10 protein-coding genes are annotated in these 16,620 nt (G+C 72.4%); 6 read left to right on the top strand and 4 right to left on the bottom strand.

Features of this window, described 5'->3' with window-relative positions:
* Positions 1 to 47: 47 nt before the first annotated feature.
* A complete protein-coding gene (locus tag QRX60_RS36965) occupies positions 48 to 1,163 on the bottom strand; it encodes a hypothetical protein (RefSeq protein WP_285996088.1) in 1,116 nt (371 codons plus the stop codon).
* A 143-nt stretch (positions 1,164 to 1,306) separates the two neighbouring features.
* Between QRX60_RS36965 and QRX60_RS36960 the strand changes: the two genes are divergently transcribed.
* The 4 genes from QRX60_RS36960 (at position 1,307) to mftB (ending at position 5,413) form a co-directional block, all read left to right on the top strand.
* The gene (locus QRX60_RS36960) at positions 1,307 to 2,137 is read left to right on the top strand and encodes an urea carboxylase-associated family protein (protein WP_285996087.1); all 831 of its coding nucleotides are present in this window, start codon (positions 1,307 to 1,309) and stop codon (positions 2,135 to 2,137) included.
* A 101-nt stretch (positions 2,138 to 2,238) separates the two neighbouring features.
* Complete coding sequence (locus QRX60_RS36955; RefSeq protein ID WP_285996086.1) at positions 2,239 to 3,852, top strand: sigma-54-dependent Fis family transcriptional regulator; 1,614 nt, start codon at positions 2,239 to 2,241, stop codon at positions 3,850 to 3,852.
* Positions 3,853 to 4,016: 164 nt separating this feature from the next.
* Complete coding sequence (locus QRX60_RS36950) at positions 4,017 to 5,129, top strand: NDMA-dependent alcohol dehydrogenase (RefSeq protein WP_285996085.1); 1,113 nt, start codon at positions 4,017 to 4,019, stop codon at positions 5,127 to 5,129.
* A gap of 20 nt (positions 5,130 to 5,149) precedes the next feature.
* Entirely contained in the window at positions 5,150 to 5,413 is a 264-nt protein-coding gene (gene mftB / locus QRX60_RS36945) for a mycofactocin biosynthesis chaperone MftB (RefSeq protein WP_285996084.1), read from the top strand.
* Here mftB and QRX60_RS36940 read toward each other — a convergent pair.
* Positions 5,410 to 7,143, bottom strand: coding sequence for a pyruvate dehydrogenase (locus QRX60_RS36940; RefSeq protein ID WP_285996083.1), 1,734 nt, complete (start codon positions 7,141 to 7,143; stop codon positions 5,410 to 5,412). The two genes, mftB and QRX60_RS36940, sit on opposite strands and share 4 nt — an antisense overlap.
* Before the next feature lie 70 nt (positions 7,144 to 7,213).
* Here QRX60_RS36940 and QRX60_RS36935 point away from each other — a divergent pair, with 70 nt between their 5' ends.
* The gene (locus tag QRX60_RS36935; protein WP_285996082.1) at positions 7,214 to 8,119 is read left to right on the top strand and encodes a LysR family transcriptional regulator; all 906 of its coding nucleotides are present in this window, start codon (positions 7,214 to 7,216) and stop codon (positions 8,117 to 8,119) included.
* A 51-nt stretch (positions 8,120 to 8,170) separates the two neighbouring features.
* Complete coding sequence (locus tag QRX60_RS36930; RefSeq protein ID WP_285996081.1) at positions 8,171 to 9,268, top strand: calcium:proton antiporter; 1,098 nt, start codon at positions 8,171 to 8,173, stop codon at positions 9,266 to 9,268.
* 412 nt (positions 9,269 to 9,680) lie between these two features.
* On the opposite strand, the gene QRX60_RS36925 is transcribed toward QRX60_RS36930, so the two are convergent.
* Both QRX60_RS36925 and QRX60_RS36920 read right to left on the bottom strand, forming a co-directional pair.
* Complete coding sequence (locus QRX60_RS36925; protein WP_285996080.1) at positions 9,681 to 12,065, bottom strand: SpoIIE family protein phosphatase; 2,385 nt, start codon at positions 12,063 to 12,065, stop codon at positions 9,681 to 9,683.
* Entirely contained in the window at positions 12,062 to 16,612 is a 4,551-nt protein-coding gene (locus QRX60_RS36920; RefSeq protein ID WP_285996079.1) for a HAMP domain-containing protein, read from the bottom strand. Before QRX60_RS36920 ends, QRX60_RS36925 begins: the two co-directional genes overlap by 4 nt.
* Positions 16,613 to 16,620 lie beyond the last annotated feature (8 nt).

The following is a 16,620-nucleotide window of genomic DNA, read 5'->3' as shown; positions in this document are numbered from 1 at the left end:
GGGGAAACGGTGCAGTTGGCGTAGTTGGCGCGAAATGATCGTGGCAGCTAGGAACCGTGGAAGACCTGCGCGACGAACACGGCGGCGAGCACGCCCAGGGTGACGAGCACGGTCAGCACGAAGACCAGGCCCCACGGCACCTGCCGGATCGGCCGCGGCCGGGGAAAGACGGCCCGGCCTCGCGAAACGGGGATCGGCGGGCCGGGATCGTCGTCGGGCGCGGGGATCGGCGGATCGGGCGGCACGGGCACGACGGCGGGCAGTTCGGGCAGCCGCGAGAGCGTCGGGAGGCGGGCCGGGAAGCCGTCGGCGAGCAGCGCCGCGCGGGGCGGGGCGAGGTGGGCGAGGGAGAGGGCGTAGCAGGCGTCGAGGACGTCGTCCGCCGACCAGACGGTCCGCCACCGGTTGTGCTGCCCGATGATCCGCCGGAGCCCACGGGGGTCGGCGAGCACGACGGCCACACCGGGGAAGGAATCGGCTTCGTGCCAGGGCGGGGCCGGCTCGCGTTCGCCCGGGTCCGGCTCGCGCCAGACCGAGTCCGGCCGGTCCCCGTCCCAGTCCGGCTCGTGCCAAGCCCGGTCCGGCTTCGACTCGCCCAGGAAGGGCTCACGCCAGGCAGAATCCGGCTCGCCCGGGCCGGGCTCACGCCAAGCCCGGCCCGGCTCGGCCGGGACTTGCTCACTCCGGACCGGGTCCGCCGGTTCCGGCGCACGGCCTCCGGTCTCCGCCGCTCCCCCGCGCGGACGGGACTCCGCCAGCGGATCGCGCGGCTGCGGCACCATCGCCGGCTCGGGCCGGTCCGCCCACTGCTCACTCGCGGGGACCGGCGGGACGACCGCGACCAGCCCGGTCACGTACTGCCCGCCGTCATGGGCGGCCAGCGCCCCCTTCGCCGCCGCCACCCCCGCCCCGGCTCGCTCCCCCGGGCCGGGCGATACCCCCGCCCCCGGCGAATGCGCCGCGATCACCACCACCCCCGACCGGGTGAACACCAGCGCGTCGACGGACCTGGGCCCGAGCCGGCTCGGCAGCGTGATCCCGGTCAGCGCCAGCCCCGTCAGGTGATCCGGTCCCGGGCCCCAGGAAGACAGCAGGCCCACGAGGTGCTCCGCCGCGGCGGGCAGGCGCGCCGCGTCACCGGTGCGCTGGAAGGCCACGAGCACCGCCGGTCACTCCTCCCACGAGACAGCTCCCTCGACGGTAGGAGCCAGACCCGCCGCCGCCCCAGCAGCCGAACGAGTGGTCGAATGCCACCGTGCGTAGCCGGGGCATGCTGGAGCGCCATCCACACCACGAGGGAGCACCGATGCCCCGACCCGCCTACCAGGGCCGCGCACTCGACGTCGACCGGCCGTTCTACCGGCGGCTCGCCGAGGAGCCCGGCCGGGAACTCGTCGACGCGTTCGAGATCCCGATCCGCTCGGGCCGCGCCTGGCGGGTCCCGCGCGGCCACCTCTGCCGCCTGCGGACCGTCGAGGGCCCGCAGGTCGGCGATCTCAACCTGTGGAACGCCGACGACCCCCGCGAACGCTTCTGGGCCGCGCGCACCCGCCAGCTCCAGCGCGCCCACGTCAGCACCTTCGACCGGCTCTGGTCCACCCTCCCCTTCCTCCGCCCGCTCGCGACGATCACCGCGGACACCCTCGAGGACCACGGCGTGGACGAGGACGGCGGCCGCGTGCACGACCTGCTCGGCACCCGCTGCGACCCGTACGTCAACCGGATGCTCACCGGCGAGGACTTCGACTTCCACTGCCACTCGAACCTCGTGCGCGCGGTCGCGCCGTTCGGGCTGACCGAGTTCGACGTCCACGACGTCCTGAACGTCTTCCAGTGCACCGGCCTCGACGACGAGGACCGGTACTTCATGCAGGCCTGCCCCGCGCGCCCGGGCGACCACTTCGAGTTCTTCGCCGAGCTCGACCTGCTGTGCGCGCTGTCCACCTGCCCGGGCGGCGACCTCTCGATCCCCCTGTGGGGGCCCGGCGCCCGCGACCCGATCGACGTCTGCCACCCGATCGGCGTCGAGGTCTTCGAACCCCGGGCAGGCCTGCTCGACGGGTGGCGCCCGCCGGAGCGCGCGGCCTACCGGGGCCTGCACGGGGTCCGGCTACCGGAGTGGGGCGCTCCGCTCTGACCCTTGTCCCGCAACGGAAAGCGAGGAAGAGGTTCTCCCCGCGCCGGGTCCGTGTGATGATGGAGGCCCGGGGACACCGATCGGCTCGACGAGGAGTGCGAGTGGACCTGCGGACCGAGATCGCGCAGTCGTGGCGGCGGGCGGAGCTTTCCGGGCTCTCGCCGGCCTCGTCCGTCGAGCGGCTGGACGTCGCCGACGTCGACCGCCGGAGCCGGCTGCTGCGGGCCGCCTCGCCGGTGCTGGACGAGCTCGCCCGGCAGCTGGCCGGCACGCGGTTCTGCGTCGTGCTCGCCGACGACGAGTGCCGGATCGTGGCCCGGCGGTTCTCCGAGCGGTCGGTCGAGCTCGCGCTGGAGAACATCAGCGCGGTGCCCGGCTGCCAGTTCCTGGAAGAGCGCACCGGGACGAACTCCCTCGCGACGCCGTTCGAGACCCGCCGCGGCGTCTCCGTCGACGGCGACGAGCACTTCCTCGAAGCGATGAAGCAGTTCACCTGCTACGGCCACCCGGTGGTGCACCCGACGACGCGGCGGCTGGCCGGCGTCCTCGACATCACCGGCCCCGCGGGCGACGCGAACCCGCTGCTCGGGCCGTTCCTGCGGCGCGCGGTCGCCGACATCGAACGGCGGCTGCTCGACGGCGCGAAGCTCGCCGAGCAGCAGCTGCTGGCCGCGTTCCAGTCCGTGCAGCACCGGGCGTGCGCGGTGCTCGCGCTCGGCCAGGACGTCGTGCTCGCGAACACCGCGGCGACCGAGCTGGTCGACACCGCCGACCACCGGCTGCTGCGCGAGCTGGGCCGCACGCAGCGCGGCCTCGGCCGGCTCCGGCTGACGTCGGGCACGCCGGTCGAGGTGCGCGTCGAAGCGGTGTCGGCAAGCGCCGGGCTGCTGTTCGAGCTGGCGCCGGTGCGGACGTCGAGCCCGGTCGTGTCGCGGCCGCGAAGCTCGCGTGGTCTCTTCCCCGCGCCGGTCGACGAGCGGCTCCGGAGTGCGGGGCGCGCCCGGCGGCGCGTGCTGGTCTCCGGCGAGCCGGGGGCCGGCCGCAGCACGGCGGCCCGCGTCGTGGCCGGGGACGAGCCCCTGCACGAGTTCGACGTTTCCGACGTCGTCGCCGGCGAGGCCGAGTGGTGCGCGCGGGTGGAAGCGGCGGCTTCGGCGCGCGGCCTGCTGGTGATCGACGGCATCCAGCTGCTGCCGCCACTGGCGGCGGTCCGCCTGGCCCGGCTGCTGGACACGACGACGGCGTGGTTCGCGCTGCTCAGCGGCCCGCCGTCGGAACTGCACGGCGAGCAGGCGACGCTGGCGGCGCGCATGCACCGGCGGATCGAGCTGCCGCCGTTGCGCGAGCGCCGCGACGAGATCCCGGCGATCGCCCGGACCCTGTTGCGCGGCTTCAGCGACTCGCTCCGGCTGACCCCGGGGGCGCTGGAGCTGCTGGGGTCCCAGCAGTGGCCGGGCAACCTGCGCGAACTCGCGGGAGTCCTGGCCGGCGCGGCCGACCGCCGCTCGGCCGGCGACCTCACGGCCGAGGACGTGGCGCCGGGCTGTACGGAGACGGCCCCGGGCGCGGCGCTCAGCGGCTGGGAACAGGCCGAATACGACGTGATCGTCCGGACGCTGCGCGCGTGCGACGGCAACAAGGTGCGGGCGGCCAAGCAGCTCGGCATCAGCCGCTCGACGCTCTACAACCGGATGCGCGCCCTCCGGGTCCGCTGACACCCGCCGGGAACGCGGTCGTGAGTGGTAATTCGGGTTAGAACCCGAATTACCACTCACGACCCGCGGGCCTCCGGTGTCCGGGATTTGGACACTCCGCCCTCTCCCCCGCTCCACACAATCGAGGCACGGAAGGTGCACCGCCGCACGTGGAGGAGAACGCCGTGAAGACCAAGGCAGCCGTACTGTTCGATGCCGGGAAGCCGTTCGAGATCATGGAGCTGGACCTCGACGGCCCGGGTCCCGGCGAGGTGCTCATCAAGTACACCGCCGCCGGGCTGTGCCACTCGGACCTGCACCTGATCGACAACGACCTCGTGCCGCGCTTCCCGATCATCGGCGGCCACGAGGGCGCCGGGATCATCGAGGACGTCGGCCCGGGCGTGACCAAGGTGCAGCCCGGTGACCACGTCGTCTGCAGCTTCATCCCGAACTGCGGCACCTGCCGCTACTGCTCCACCGGCCGCCAGAACCTGTGCGACATGGGCGCCACCATCCTCGACGGCCACATGCCGGACGGGACCTTCCGGTTCCACGGCGGCGGGCAGGACTTCGGCGCGATGTGCATGCTCGGCACGTTCTCCGAACGGGCCACCATCTCGCAGCACTCGGTCGTCAAGGTCGACGACTGGCTGCCGCTGGAGACCGCCGTGCTGGTCGGCTGCGGCGTCCCGACCGGCTGGGCCACCGCCAACTACGCGGGCGGGGTCCGGGCCGGCGACACCACCGTCGTCTACGGCATCGGCGGCATCGGCATCAACGCCGTGCAGGGCGCGGCGCACGCCGGCGCGAAGTACGTCGTCGCGGTCGACCCCGTCGAGTTCAAGCGGGAGGCGGCGCTCAAGTTCGGCGCCACGCACGCGTTCGCCACCGCGGCCGAGGCCGCGGAGAAGGTCAACGAACTGACCTGGGGCCAACTGGCCGACCAGGCGCTCATCACCGTCGGCACGGTCGAGGAAGACATCGTCAGCGAGGCGTTCAACGTCGTCGGCAAGGGCGGCACGGTCGTCATCACCGGCCTCGCCAACCCCGAGAAGCTCACCGTGCACGTCTCCGGTGGGGTCATGACACTGTTCGAGAAGACGATCAAGGGCACGCTCTTCGGCTCGGCGAACCCGCAGTACGACATCGTCCGCCTGCTGCGGCTCTACGACGCCGGCAAGCTCAAGCTCGACGAGCTGGTGACCCGCAAGTACACCCTCGATCAGGTCAACGAGGGCTACCAGGACCTGCGCGACGGCAAGAACATCCGCGGCGTCATCGTCCACTCCGCATAGCCGGTGCTCCGAAGTCCACAATGGACCTCGACATCGCGTACCGGCTGAACCCGCTGGTGGCGTTGCGCCCCGAGTCGTTCGGGGCGCTCGCCTACCACGCGGGTAACCGGGAGCTGTCCTACCTGACCTGCCCGGAGCTGGTGCGGTTCGTCCGCGCACTGGCGATGCACGGCTCCCTCCGCGACGCGCTCGACGCCGCGGAGCTGGGCGGCACCCGCCGGGCGCGGATCCTCGCGGCCCTGGAAGCCCTGGCCGACACCGGTGTCATCGTCGCCGACCCCTAGGGCCGCGGCGCGTTGCGCAGGTTGGTGCGCGCCAGGTCGACCATCTTGCCGACGCCGCCGTTGAGCACCGTCTTCGTCGCGCCGAGGGCGAACCCGCGCACCATCTCGCCGGTGATCCGCGGCGGGATCGACAGCGCGTTCGGGTCGGTCACCACCTCGACCACCGCCGGGCCGGGGTGGGCGAACGCCTTCTCCAGCGCGCCGCGGACGTCGGCCGGATCCTCGACGCGGGCCGAGTGGATCCCGCACGCGGCGGCGATCGCCGCGAAGTCGACCGGCGGGTGGTCGGTGCCGAAGTCCGGGAGCCCGTCGACGAGCATCTCCAGCTTCACCATGCCGAGCGTGGCGTTGTTGAACACCACGACCTTCACCGGGACGTCGTAGGCGGGCAGCGTCAGCAGGTCGCCCATCAGCATCGCGAGCCCGCCGTCGCCCGAGAGCGACACGACCTGGCGGCCCGGCTGCGCGAGCTGCGCGCCGATCGCGTGCGGCAGGGCGTTCGCCATGCTGCCGTGCCGGAACGAGCCGAGCACGCGGCGGCGGCCGTTCGGCGTCAGGTAACGCGCGGCCCAGACGTTGCCCATGCCGGTGTCGACGGTGAACACGGCGTCGTCCGCGGCGACCTCGTCGAGCACCGAGGCGACGTACTCGGGGTGGATCGGCCGCCGGTGCTCGATCTTCGTCGTGTACGCGCCGACCACCTTCTCCAGCTTCCGCACGTGCTCACGCAGCATCCGGTCGAGGAACGCCCGGTCGGTGCGAGGACGCAGCAGCGGGAGAAGGGCCCGCAGCGTCTCCTTGACGTCGCCGTGCACGGCCAGCTCCAGCGGTGTCCGCCGGCCGAGGCGCGAAGCGTCGTGGTCGATCTGGATCGTGCGGGCCTGCGGGAGGAACTTGTCGTACGGGAAGTCCGTGCCCAGCAACAGGATCCGGTCGGCCTCGTGCATCGCGTCGTAGCAGGCGCCGTAGCCGAGCAGGCCGCTCATGCCGACGTCGAACGGGTTGTCGTACTGGATCCACTCCTTGCCGCCGAGCGAGTGCCCGACCGGCGCGGCGAGCTTGCCCGCCAGCGCCATGACCTCCTCGTGTGCGCCGCGGACGCCCGCGCCGGCGAAGAGCATCACCTTTTCGCCCGAGTTCAGCAGGTCCGCGAGCTCTTGGACGGTCTCCGGAGAGGGCACCGCGGGCGACGGCGTCACCAGCGGGAGGCGCTCGGTCAGCGGACCGGTGGCCTTGCGGTCGGCGAGGTCGCCGGGGATGGTCAGCACCGCGACGCCGCCCTTGCCGACGGCGGCCTGGGTCGCGATCCGCAGGAGCCGCGGCAGCTGCGCGGGGTCCGCCACGACCTCGCTGAAGTAACTGCACTCGGCGAAGAGCCGGTCCGGGTGCGTCTCCTGGAAGAAGCCGGTGCCGATCTGGTTCGACGGGATGTGCGACGCGATCGCGAGCACCGGTGCGCCCGAGCGATGGGCGTCGAAGAGGCCGTTGATCAGGTGCAGGTTGCCCGGCCCGCAGCTGCCCGCGCACACCGCGAGCTTGCCGGTGACCTGCGCTTCGGCCGCCGCGGCGAAGGCGGCCGTCTCCTCGTGGCGGACGTGCACCCACTCGATGCCGTCGGTGCGGCGGACCGCGTCGACGATCGGGTTGAGGCTGTCGCCGACGATGCCGTAGATGCGTTCGACCCCCGCGTCACGCAGGGTCCTGACCAGCTGTTCCGCCACGGTTGCCATACCTCCAGCGTGGCCCGTGCCGACCGATGCGTCCAATGCCTGATTGGATGAAAATCCATACACTGGACGCATGGACGTCCAGACGCTGCGGCTCTTCCGCGCGGTCGCCGGCGGCGCGACCGTCACGGAGACCGCGGCCGGCGCGCACCTGACCCAGCCGGCCCTCTCCCGCGCCCTGCGACGGCTGGAGCACGAGGCGGGTGCCGAACTGTTCCGCCGGTCCGGGCGCATGCTGCGGCTGACCCCCGCCGGGCACGCGTTCAAGCGGCACGTCGACGTCGTGCTCGACCAGCTCGACCAGGGCCTGCGCGAGGTCGGCGAGATCGTCGCGCCGGGCACCGGGGTCGTCCCGCTGGCCTTCCTGCACACGTTCGGCACGTGGCTGGTGCCGTCGGTGCTGCGCGGATTCCTGCGCGAGCACCCCGGTGCCCGGTTCGAGCTGCGGCAGCACGGCGAAGCCGGGCTCGAGGCGGAACTGCTCGACGGCACCGCCGACCTCGTCATCACCAGTGGCGACCCGGGACACCCGCAACTGCACTGGGAACGCCTGCTCGTCGAGCCGCTGCGGCTCGCCGTCCCACCGCACCACCGGCTCTCCGGGCGCCGGCGGGTCCGGCTCGCCGACCTCGCGGACGAGACGTTCATCCTGCTGCGCCCGGGGTACGCGCTGCGCGAAACGACCGAGCGCCTGTGCGCCGAAGCCGGGTTCGCGCCGCGCATCGGGTTCGAGGGCGACGAGGTCGAGACGCTGCGCGGCCTCGTCACCGCCGGGCTCGGCGTGTCCGTGCTGCCACTGCCGCACACGGCCGCCTTCCCGGCACCGCACCTCGAACTGACCGATGTGGACGCTGCCCGCGACATCGGGCTGGCGTGGGCGGCCGGGCGGCCCCTCCCGCCGCTGAGCGAAACCTTCCGGCGGCACGTCCTCGCCACCGCCGACTTCGACCGTCCACAAGGGACTGTGCCGGAATCGTGAGAATGGCCTTACGACCACGCATCGTGACCGCCGATGTGCGAGGGTGGAAGCATGGTCGCCGCGCTGAGATCCTTCCTGACGTCCTGGACCTCCGTCACCCCGGTGCTCGCCGTGGTCGTGCTGGCGCTGGCCTGGGGCCGTGACCTCGGCCCGGTCTTCGTGGCCCTCGTCGCGATCGCGCTCGGCGCGACGGTGCTCGCCGCGGTGCACCACGCGGAGGTCGTCGCGCACCGCGTCGGCGAGCCGTTCGGGTCGCTCGTGCTCGCGGTCGCGGTCACCGTCATCGAGGTCGCGCTGATCGTCACCATGATGGTCTCCGGCGGGCCGGAGGCCGGTTCGCTCGCCCGGGACACCGTGTTCGCCGCGGTGATGATCACGACCAACGGCATCGTCGGCATCTCACTGCTCGTCGGTGCGCGCCGCTACGGATCGACGCTGTTCAACCCCGAAGGCAGCGGCGCCGCGCTGGCCACGGTCGCGACCCTGGCCGCGTTGAGCCTCGTGCTGCCGACGTTCACCTCGAGCACCCCCGGTCCGGCGTTCTCCCCGGCGCAGCTGACCTTCGCCGCGCTCGCGTCCCTGGTGCTGTACGGGACGTTCGTGCTGACGCAGACCGTCCGCCACCGCGACTTCTTCCTCCCGGTGGCCGCCGACGGCGAGGTCAAGGAGGACGACCACGCCGACCCGCCGACGAACCGGGCCGCGCTGGGCAGCCTCGCGCTGCTGCTGGTGGCACTGGTCGCGGTGGTCGGGCTGGCGAAGGTCGAATCGCCGGCGATCGAGGCGGGCGTGCGCGCCGCCGGGTTCCCGCAGTCGTTCGTGGGTGTCGTGATCGCGTTGCTGGTGCTGCTGCCCGAGACGCTGGCGGCCACGCGCGCGGCCCAGCGCGACCGGATGCAGATCAGCCTCAACCTCGCCTACGGCTCGGCGATCGCGAGCATCGGCCTGACCATCCCGGCGATCGCGCTGGCGTCGGTGTGGCTGCCGAGCGAGCTGCTGCTCGGCCTCGGCTCGACGCAGATCGTGCTGCTGGCGCTGACGGTCGTGGTGAGCGTCCTGACGGTCGTCCCCGGCCGCGCGACCCGCCTGCAGGGCGGCGTGCACCTGGTGCTGCTGGCCGGGTTCCTGGTGCTGGCCGTCAACCCCTGAGCCGTGTCGCCCCTCCAATCACGCATGATGCCCCTCTGATCACCCGTGCTGCCCCGCCCATCCCAGGTGATGCCTCTCCGGACACGGCCGGAGCCCGGTCCGGCTTAGTGGGTGCTGCATCGCGCCGGGGCGGAGAAGCATCGCCAAGGTGGCGTCGGGTGCAGCGGACCTGGATCTGCCGAGGGTCGCGGTGGCTAGACCGACGACAGGAATGAGTCATTCATGTCGTCGGACGAGGTGAATGAGTCATTCACTACATCGCGGCCGGGACTGCCCGGGCCGGGCTCTCATGACGCAGGTTCCAGCCGCCCCGAACGGCAAACACCTTGCAGCGCGTGACTCACGGGGCATCACGCGTGACTGGCGGGTCGACACGATGGCGGAAGCCTCGCTTTCCCGCGAAAGCGGCGGCTCATCTTCCGCCCGTGACCTCGATGCCCACCACGCACGTGTCGTCGTCGGTGTCCGCCGTGCTGTAGGTCAACAGGGTGTCCAGCTGGTTCTCCAGCCCGCCGTCGTGACCCTTCACCAGGCTCACCAGGCGGGACACCGTCTCCTGCACCGGGCGGTCGCGGCGTTCGATCAGGCCGTCGGTGTAGATCAGCAGGATGTCGCCCTCGTCGAGCTGGATCTCCTCCTCCTGGTACGCCACGTCCCGGACCGCGCCCAGCAGCGAACCGCGCAGCAGCGGCAGCGTCGTCGCGCCGCCATCGCGGTGGCGGACGATCGGGGGCAGGTGCCCGGCGCGCGCCCAGCGGAGCTTGCGGGTCGCCGGGTCGTACACCGCCGCCACCGCGGTCGCCGTCACGTGGTCGGTCAGGTGGTAGGCCACCAGGTTCAGCCACGTGAGCAGCTGCGCCGGCCCGGCGCCGGTCGCCGCCAGGCCGCGCAGGGCGTTGCGCAGGCTCACCATCCCGGTGGCCGCGTCGATGCCGTGCCCGGCGACGTCGCCGACGCACAGCAGCACCTCGCCGGTCGGCAGCGCGACCGCGTCGTACCAGTCGCCGCCGACCAGGTGCTCCTTCTCCGCGGGCCGGTAGCGGACCGCGGCGCGCAGGCCCGGCATGTCGATCGGCCCCTTGGCCGGCGGCATGATCGCGTGCTGCAGCTGCAGCGCGAGCCGGTTGCGCTCGATCGCCTCCTGCTCGGTTTCCGCCAGCCTGTCGCGCGTCGCGGCCAGCGCCACCTCGGTCCAGTGCTGCGCCGAGACGTCCTGGTAGGCCCCGCGGACCGCGACGAGCTCGCCGCGGCCGTCCACGACCGGCTCGGCGACGACCCGGATGTGCCGGGCGACGCCGTCGGAACGCTGCAGCCGGAACGCCGTCGACGACGGGCGCCGGTGGTGCAGCACCGCGCGCAGGAACCGGCCGATCGTCTGCGCGTCGTCCGGGTGCGCGTGCGCGGCCAGCTCGTTCAGCGACAGCGGCGTCGCGGTCGGCGGCAGGCCGTACAACGCGAACAGCTCGGTGTTCCAGGTGATCGCCCCGGTCACGACGTTCTCTTCGAAGCCGCCGATGCGACCGAGCCGCTGGGCGTGCTGCAGCAGCACGGCGAGCTTGGCCGCGTCGTCCTGGATGCGCAGGATCAGCAGCACGTTGCCGGCGAACCGCGTCACGCTGATGTCGGTGAGGACGGTCAGCGGCACCTTGTCGACGAGGGTGGTGACGGTCATGCTGTCGGCGCGGAACGGCTCGCCGGTGGCGTAGACCCGCTGGATCATGTCCAGCAGGCCGCTCTCCTCGGCCGCGAGCGGGTAGGTCTCCAGCAGCCGCGTGCCGATGATCCGGCTGCGCGGGCGCCCGCCGGGGTCGGCGAACCGGACGTTGGCGTGGTGGATGCGGAAGTCGGTCAGCCGGCCGCCGTCGAGGCACGGCGACAGCAGCAACGCCGGGTCGTGCAGCCCGTCGACAAAGTCCACCAGCTCGCCGAGGAAGTCCCCCGAACCGCCCGCGGCCACCGGGGCGATCACGCCGTCCCAGGTGTCGAGCGTGTGCGCACAAAGCTCGGCCAGGGCCTCGAGCTGCCGGCGCAGACGCCCGGGCTCGGCGGGCAGCGCGTCCGGCCAGCACATCTCGACGACGCCGATGATCCGGCCGCCGGTGCCGGTGGGCACGGCGACGCGGCCACCCTCGGCGAGGGTGTGCTGCCCGATCGACGGCAGCCCGGCGCCGGACAGCGTCGGGTGCCAGACCATGTCGCGTTCGAGCAGCGCGCTGCGGGCCGGAGTCGCGACGCCGGGTGGGACGTAGCGCCAGCGCGCCGCCTCCTCGGCCGAGAACCCGGCCGAACCGGCGAGCGTCAGCGACCCGTCGGGCCCGGCGAGCCACACGGCGACCGCGGTCGCGCCGAGCGGCCGCAGTGCATGCTCCAAAATGGACTCCGCGACGCGCTGGGTGTCCCCGGCCGCGAGCACGCCGCTTTCGGCGGTGCGCAGCCGCACCGCGACGGAATCCTCGCCCTCGGCGCGGGCCAGGAACTCCTGCGTCACCTCGGTGATCCGGTCCTCGGCGGCTTCGCCGACGACGTCCGCGGCGAACTCCAGCGGCGTCAGCCCCGCGCGCTGCGCCAGCGTTTCCAGCTGCCGGGCGGCGTCGGCCGGCGTGCAGTGCAGCCGTTCCATCAGGACGCCCTTGGCGAGCTCGATCAGCGCGCGGCCGTCGGCGACGGCGTGGGCGTGGTCGACCTCGCCGCGCAGGCGGGCGACGGTGTCGGCGAGCCGGGCCAGGTTGGCGGACACCTGCGCCGCCGGCAGCGGGACGACCGGCTCTTCGGTGGTCAAGCTCTCGTCGCCGGTCACGCCGTCACGTGCCGCTTGATGCGGGCGATGAGATCGTCCGCGTCCACCGGCTTGGTCACGTAGTCGGTGGCCCCCGACGCGAGGCTCTTCTCCCGGTCGCCCGGCATCGCCTTCGCCGTGACCGCGACGATCGGGATGCCGGCGTGCTCGGGCATCGCGCGGATCTTCGCCGTCGCGGTGTACCCGTCCATCTCCGGCATCATCACGTCCATCAGGATCAGGTCGATGCCGGGGTGCGCGGCGACGGTCTCGACGCCCTTGCGGCCGTCCTCGGCGTGCAGCACCTGCATCCCGTGCAGCTCCAGGATCCCGGTCAGCGCGAAGACGTTGCGCGGGTCGTCGTCGACGATCAGCACCGTGCGCCCGGCCAGGGTCGTGTCGACGTCGGCCGCCCGCACCGGCGCGGCCGGCTCGTCCGGGCGGACCAGCGGCAGCACCGCCCCGGGCTCCTCGGCCGACAGGTGCAGCGCGATCCGTTCGCGCAGCTCGTCGAGACCGGACAGCACCTCCAGCGACTGCACGTCCGCGCGGGACTGCACCAGCTGTTCCAGCTCGCTGTCGAGCCGGCGGCTGTTGTGCGCGAGCACCGGCACCATCCGCAGCGCGCTGTCGCCCTGCATCGCGTCGAGGAAGCCGAACGCCGTGCGGTCCGGCAGGTCCAGGTCCAGCACCACGCAGTGGTACGCGTCGGTGGCGAGCGCGGCCGCGGCCTCCTGCGTGCCGACCGCCGTCACGACTTCGACCTCGGCCGGCGAAATCCCCATGTCCCGGCCCTCGGCCAGGTCCGCGGCGGCGCTCTCGGCGACGAGCGTCAGCAGCCCGTGCTGGCGCTCTTCCACGACCAGCAGCCGCCGGTGGGTACGCGGCACCGACGCCGTGACGGCGGTCCCGGCGTCGCCGGCCGCGACGGCCGTGCCGGGGTGCTCGCCCGCCGGCAGCGTCGCGAAGTCCGGCCGCGCGACCGGCAGGGAGAACGTGAACGAACTGCCTTCACCGGGCGTGCTCTCGGCGGTGATGAACCCGCCGAGCAGCTGGGCGATCTCGCGGCTGATCGACAGGCCGAGCCCGGTGCCGCCGTACTTGCGGCTGGTGGTGCCGTCGGCCTGCTGGAACGCGCCGAAGATCGACTCCAGCTGGTGCTCGGCGATGCCGATGCCGGTGTCGGTCACCCGGAACGCGACCGCGGGCCCGTGCGCGCGCAGCGGCCGGGGCAGGTTCTCCGGGTCGACGGGCGCGATGTGCAGCTCGATCCCGCCGACCTCGGTGAACTTGACCGCGTTGGACAGCAGGTTGCGCAGCACCTGCCGCAGCCGGGAGTCGTCGGTGAGCAGCTCGGCGGGCGAACCGGGCGCCACGGTGATCCGGAAGTCGAGGGTGCGCTGCGACGTCATCGGCCGGAACGTCGCCTCGACGTAGTCCAGCAGGCCGCGCAGCGACACCTGCTCCGGCGTGACGTCCATCTTCCCGGCCTCGACCTTCGACAGGTCGAGGATGTCGTTGATCAGCTGCAGCAGGTCCGAGCCCGCGGAGTGGATGATGCCCGCGTACTCGACCTGCTTCGCGGTGAGGTTGCGGGTCGGGTTCTGCGCGAGCAGCTGGGCGAGGATCAGCAGGCTGTTGAGCGGGGTGCGCAGCTCGTGGCTCATGTTGGCCAGGAACTCCGACTTGTACTTCGACGCGATCGTCAGCTGCTGGGCGCGCGCCTCCAGCTCCTGGCGCGCCTGCTCGATCTCGAGGTTCTTCGTCTCGATGTCGCGGTTCTGCGTGACGAGCAGTGCCGCCTTCTCCTCCAGCTCGGCGTTGGACGACTGGAGCTCTTCCTGGCGCGCCTGCAGTTCCTCGGACCGCGTCTGCAGCTCGGCGGTCAGCCGCTGCGACTCGCCGAGCAGCTCGTCGGTGCGGGCGTTGGCGACGATGCTGTTGACGTTGACGCCGATCTGCTCCATCAGCAGCTCGAGGAAGGCCCGGTGCACCGCGGTGAAGCCGTGCACCGACGCCAGTTCGAGCACGCCGAGAACCTGGTCCTCGACGACGATCGGCAGCACGATCAGGCTGGCCGGCACGGTGCTGCCGAGCCCGGAGGAGATCGTCGCGTAGCCGGGCGGCACTTCGTCGACCGCGATCGGGCGGCGGCTGCGCGCGGCCTGCCCGACCAGCGACTGGCCGATCCGGAACCGCACGGCAGGGCCGTCACCGTCGTCCGGGTGGCCGTACGCACCGACCAGCCGCAACTCGGGGACTTCGGCGGTGTCGTCGGCCAAGTAGAACGCGCCGTACTGGGCGTTGACCAGCGGGACCAGCTCGTCCATCACCGCGGCCGCGACGACGGCGAGGTCGCGCCGGCCCTGCATCAGCCCGGTGATCGTGGCCAGGTTCGACTTGAGCCAGTCCTGCTCCTGGTTCGCCCGCGTGGTTTCGCGCAGGGACTCCACCATCGAGTTGATGTTGTCCTTCAGCTCGGCGACCTCGCCGGAGGCGTCGACGGTGATCGAGCGGGTCAGGTCGCCCTCGGCGACCGCACTGGTGACCTCGGCGATCGCGCGCACCTGCCGGGTGAGGTTCCCGGCCAGCTCGTTGACGTTCTCGGTGAGCCGCTTCCAGGTGCCGGAAACGCCTTCGACCTCGGCCTGGCCGCCGAGCCTGCCCTCGCTGCCGACCTCGCGCGCCACGCGCGTGACCTCCGCGGCGAACGCCGAGAGCTGGTCGACCATCGTGTTGATCGTGGTCTTGAGCTCGAGGATCTCGCCGCGGGCGTCGACGTCGATCTTGCGGGTCAGGTCGCCCTGCGCGACGGCGGTGGTCACCTGGGCGATGTTGCGGACCTGCCCGGTGAGGTTGTTCGCCATCGAGTTGACGTTGTCGGTGAGGTCCTTCCAGGTGCCGGCGACGTTCGGCACGCGGGCCTGGCCGCCGAGCATGCCCTCGGTGCCGACCTCGCGCGCCACGCGGGTGACCTCGTCCGCGAACGCGGACAGCGTGTCGACCATCGTGTTGATGACGTCGGCCAGCGCCGCGACCTCGCCCTTGGCCTCGACGGTGATCTTGCCGGACAGGTCGCCGCGCGCGACGGCGGTGGCGACCTGGGCGATCGAGCGGACCTGGCCGGTCAGGTTGGACGCCATCACGTTGACGTTGTCGGTGAGGTTCTTCCAGGTCCCGGACACGCCGCGGACGGTCGCCTGGCCGCCCAGGTTGCCCTCGGTGCCGACCTCGCGCGCCACGCGGGTGACCTCGTCCGCGAACGCGGACAGCTGGTCCACCATCGTGTTGATGGTGTCCTTCAGCTCGAGGATCTCGCCGCGGGCGTCGACGCGGATCTTCTGCGACAGGTCACCGCGCGCGACGGCCGTCGTGACCTGGGCGATCGAGCGGACCTGCGCGGTGAGGTTGTCGGCCATGACGTTGACCGACTCGGTGAGGTCCTTCCAGGTGCCGGACACGCCCTTGACGTCGGCCTGACCGCCCAGCCGGCCCTCGGTGCCCACCTCACGCGCCACCCGGGTGACCTCATCCGCGAACGCGGACAGCTGGTCCACCATCGTGTTCAGCGTGTCCTTGAGCTCCAGGACCTCGCCGCGGGCGGTCACGTTGATCTTCTGCGACAGGTCGCCCTTCGCGACCGCGGTGGCGACCTGGGCGATGTTGCGGACCTGGTCGGTCAGGTTGCCCGCCATGAAGTTCACCGAGTCGGTGAGGTCGCGCCAGGTGCCGGAGACGCCCTTGACGTCGGCCTGGCCGCCCAGCCGGCCTTCGGTGCCCACCTCGCGGGCCACTCTCGTGACCTCGTCGGCGAACGACGACAGCTGGTCCACCATCGTGTTGATCGTGCTCTTGAGCTCGAGGATCTCGCCCCGGGCGTCGACCGTGATCTTCTGCGAAAGGTCGCCCTTCGCGACCGCCGTGGTCACCTGCGCGACGTTGCGGACCTGGTCGGTCAGGTTCCCGGCCATGAAGTTCACCGAGTCGGTGAGGTCGCGCCACACGCCGCCGACGCCGGGCACCTGGGCCTGGCCGCCGAGCCGGCCTTCGCTGCCCACCTCGCGCGCCACCCGGGTGACCTCGTCCGCGAACGACGACAGCTGGTCCACCATCGTGTTGACGGTGTCCTTCAGCTCCAGGATCTCGCCCCGGGCGTCGACGTCGATCTTCTGCGACAAGTCGCCCTTCGCGACCGCGGTGGCGACTTGCGCGATGTCACGCACCTGGGTGGTGAGATTTCCCGCCATGGCGTTCACCGAGTCGGTGAGGTCTTTCCACGTGCCGGAGACGCCGGGGACCTTCGCCTGCCCGCCGAGCTGCCCCTCGCTGCCGACCTCGCGCGCGACGCGAGTGACCTCGGAGGTGAACAGGGAGAGCTGGTCGGCCATGCCGTTGAACACGGTGGCGATCTCGCCGAGCAGGCCGTCGGCCCCGCCGGGCAGCCGGATGCCGAAGTCACCGTCGCGGACGGCGGTCAGGCCCGCCAGCAGCCGTCGCAGCTCCTGCTCCCCCGCCTCGCCCACGCCCGAAGCGTCGGCCCCCGAACCCGGGCGCGTCCCCTCGACCATTGCCCCAC

The sequence above is a fragment of the Amycolatopsis mongoliensis genome, assembly GCF_030285665.1.
Lineage (GTDB): Bacteria > Actinomycetota > Actinomycetes > Mycobacteriales > Pseudonocardiaceae > Amycolatopsis > Amycolatopsis mongoliensis.
This window is presented reverse-complemented; position numbering and strand designations above follow the sequence as displayed.

Bases quoted from the DNA above. Each gene is read 5' to 3' on its own strand.
- mftB (WP_285996084.1), top strand. From the start codon at position 5,150: ATGGACCTCGACATCGCGTACCGGCTGAACCCGCTGGTGGCGTTGCGC.
- QRX60_RS36960 (WP_285996087.1), top strand. From the start codon at position 1,307: ATGCCCCGACCCGCCTACCAGGGCCGCGCACTCGACGTCGACCGGCCG.
- QRX60_RS36940 (WP_285996083.1), bottom strand. From the start codon at position 7,143: ATGGCAACCGTGGCGGAACAGCTGGTCAGGACCCTGCGTGACGCGGGG.
- QRX60_RS36930 (WP_285996081.1), top strand. From the start codon at position 8,171: ATGGTCGCCGCGCTGAGATCCTTCCTGACGTCCTGGACCTCCGTCACC.
- QRX60_RS36920 (WP_285996079.1), bottom strand. From the start codon at position 16,612: ATGGTCGAGGGGACGCGCCCGGGTTCGGGGGCCGACGCTTCGGGCGTG.
- QRX60_RS36935 (WP_285996082.1), top strand. From the start codon at position 7,214: ATGGACGTCCAGACGCTGCGGCTCTTCCGCGCGGTCGCCGGCGGCGCG.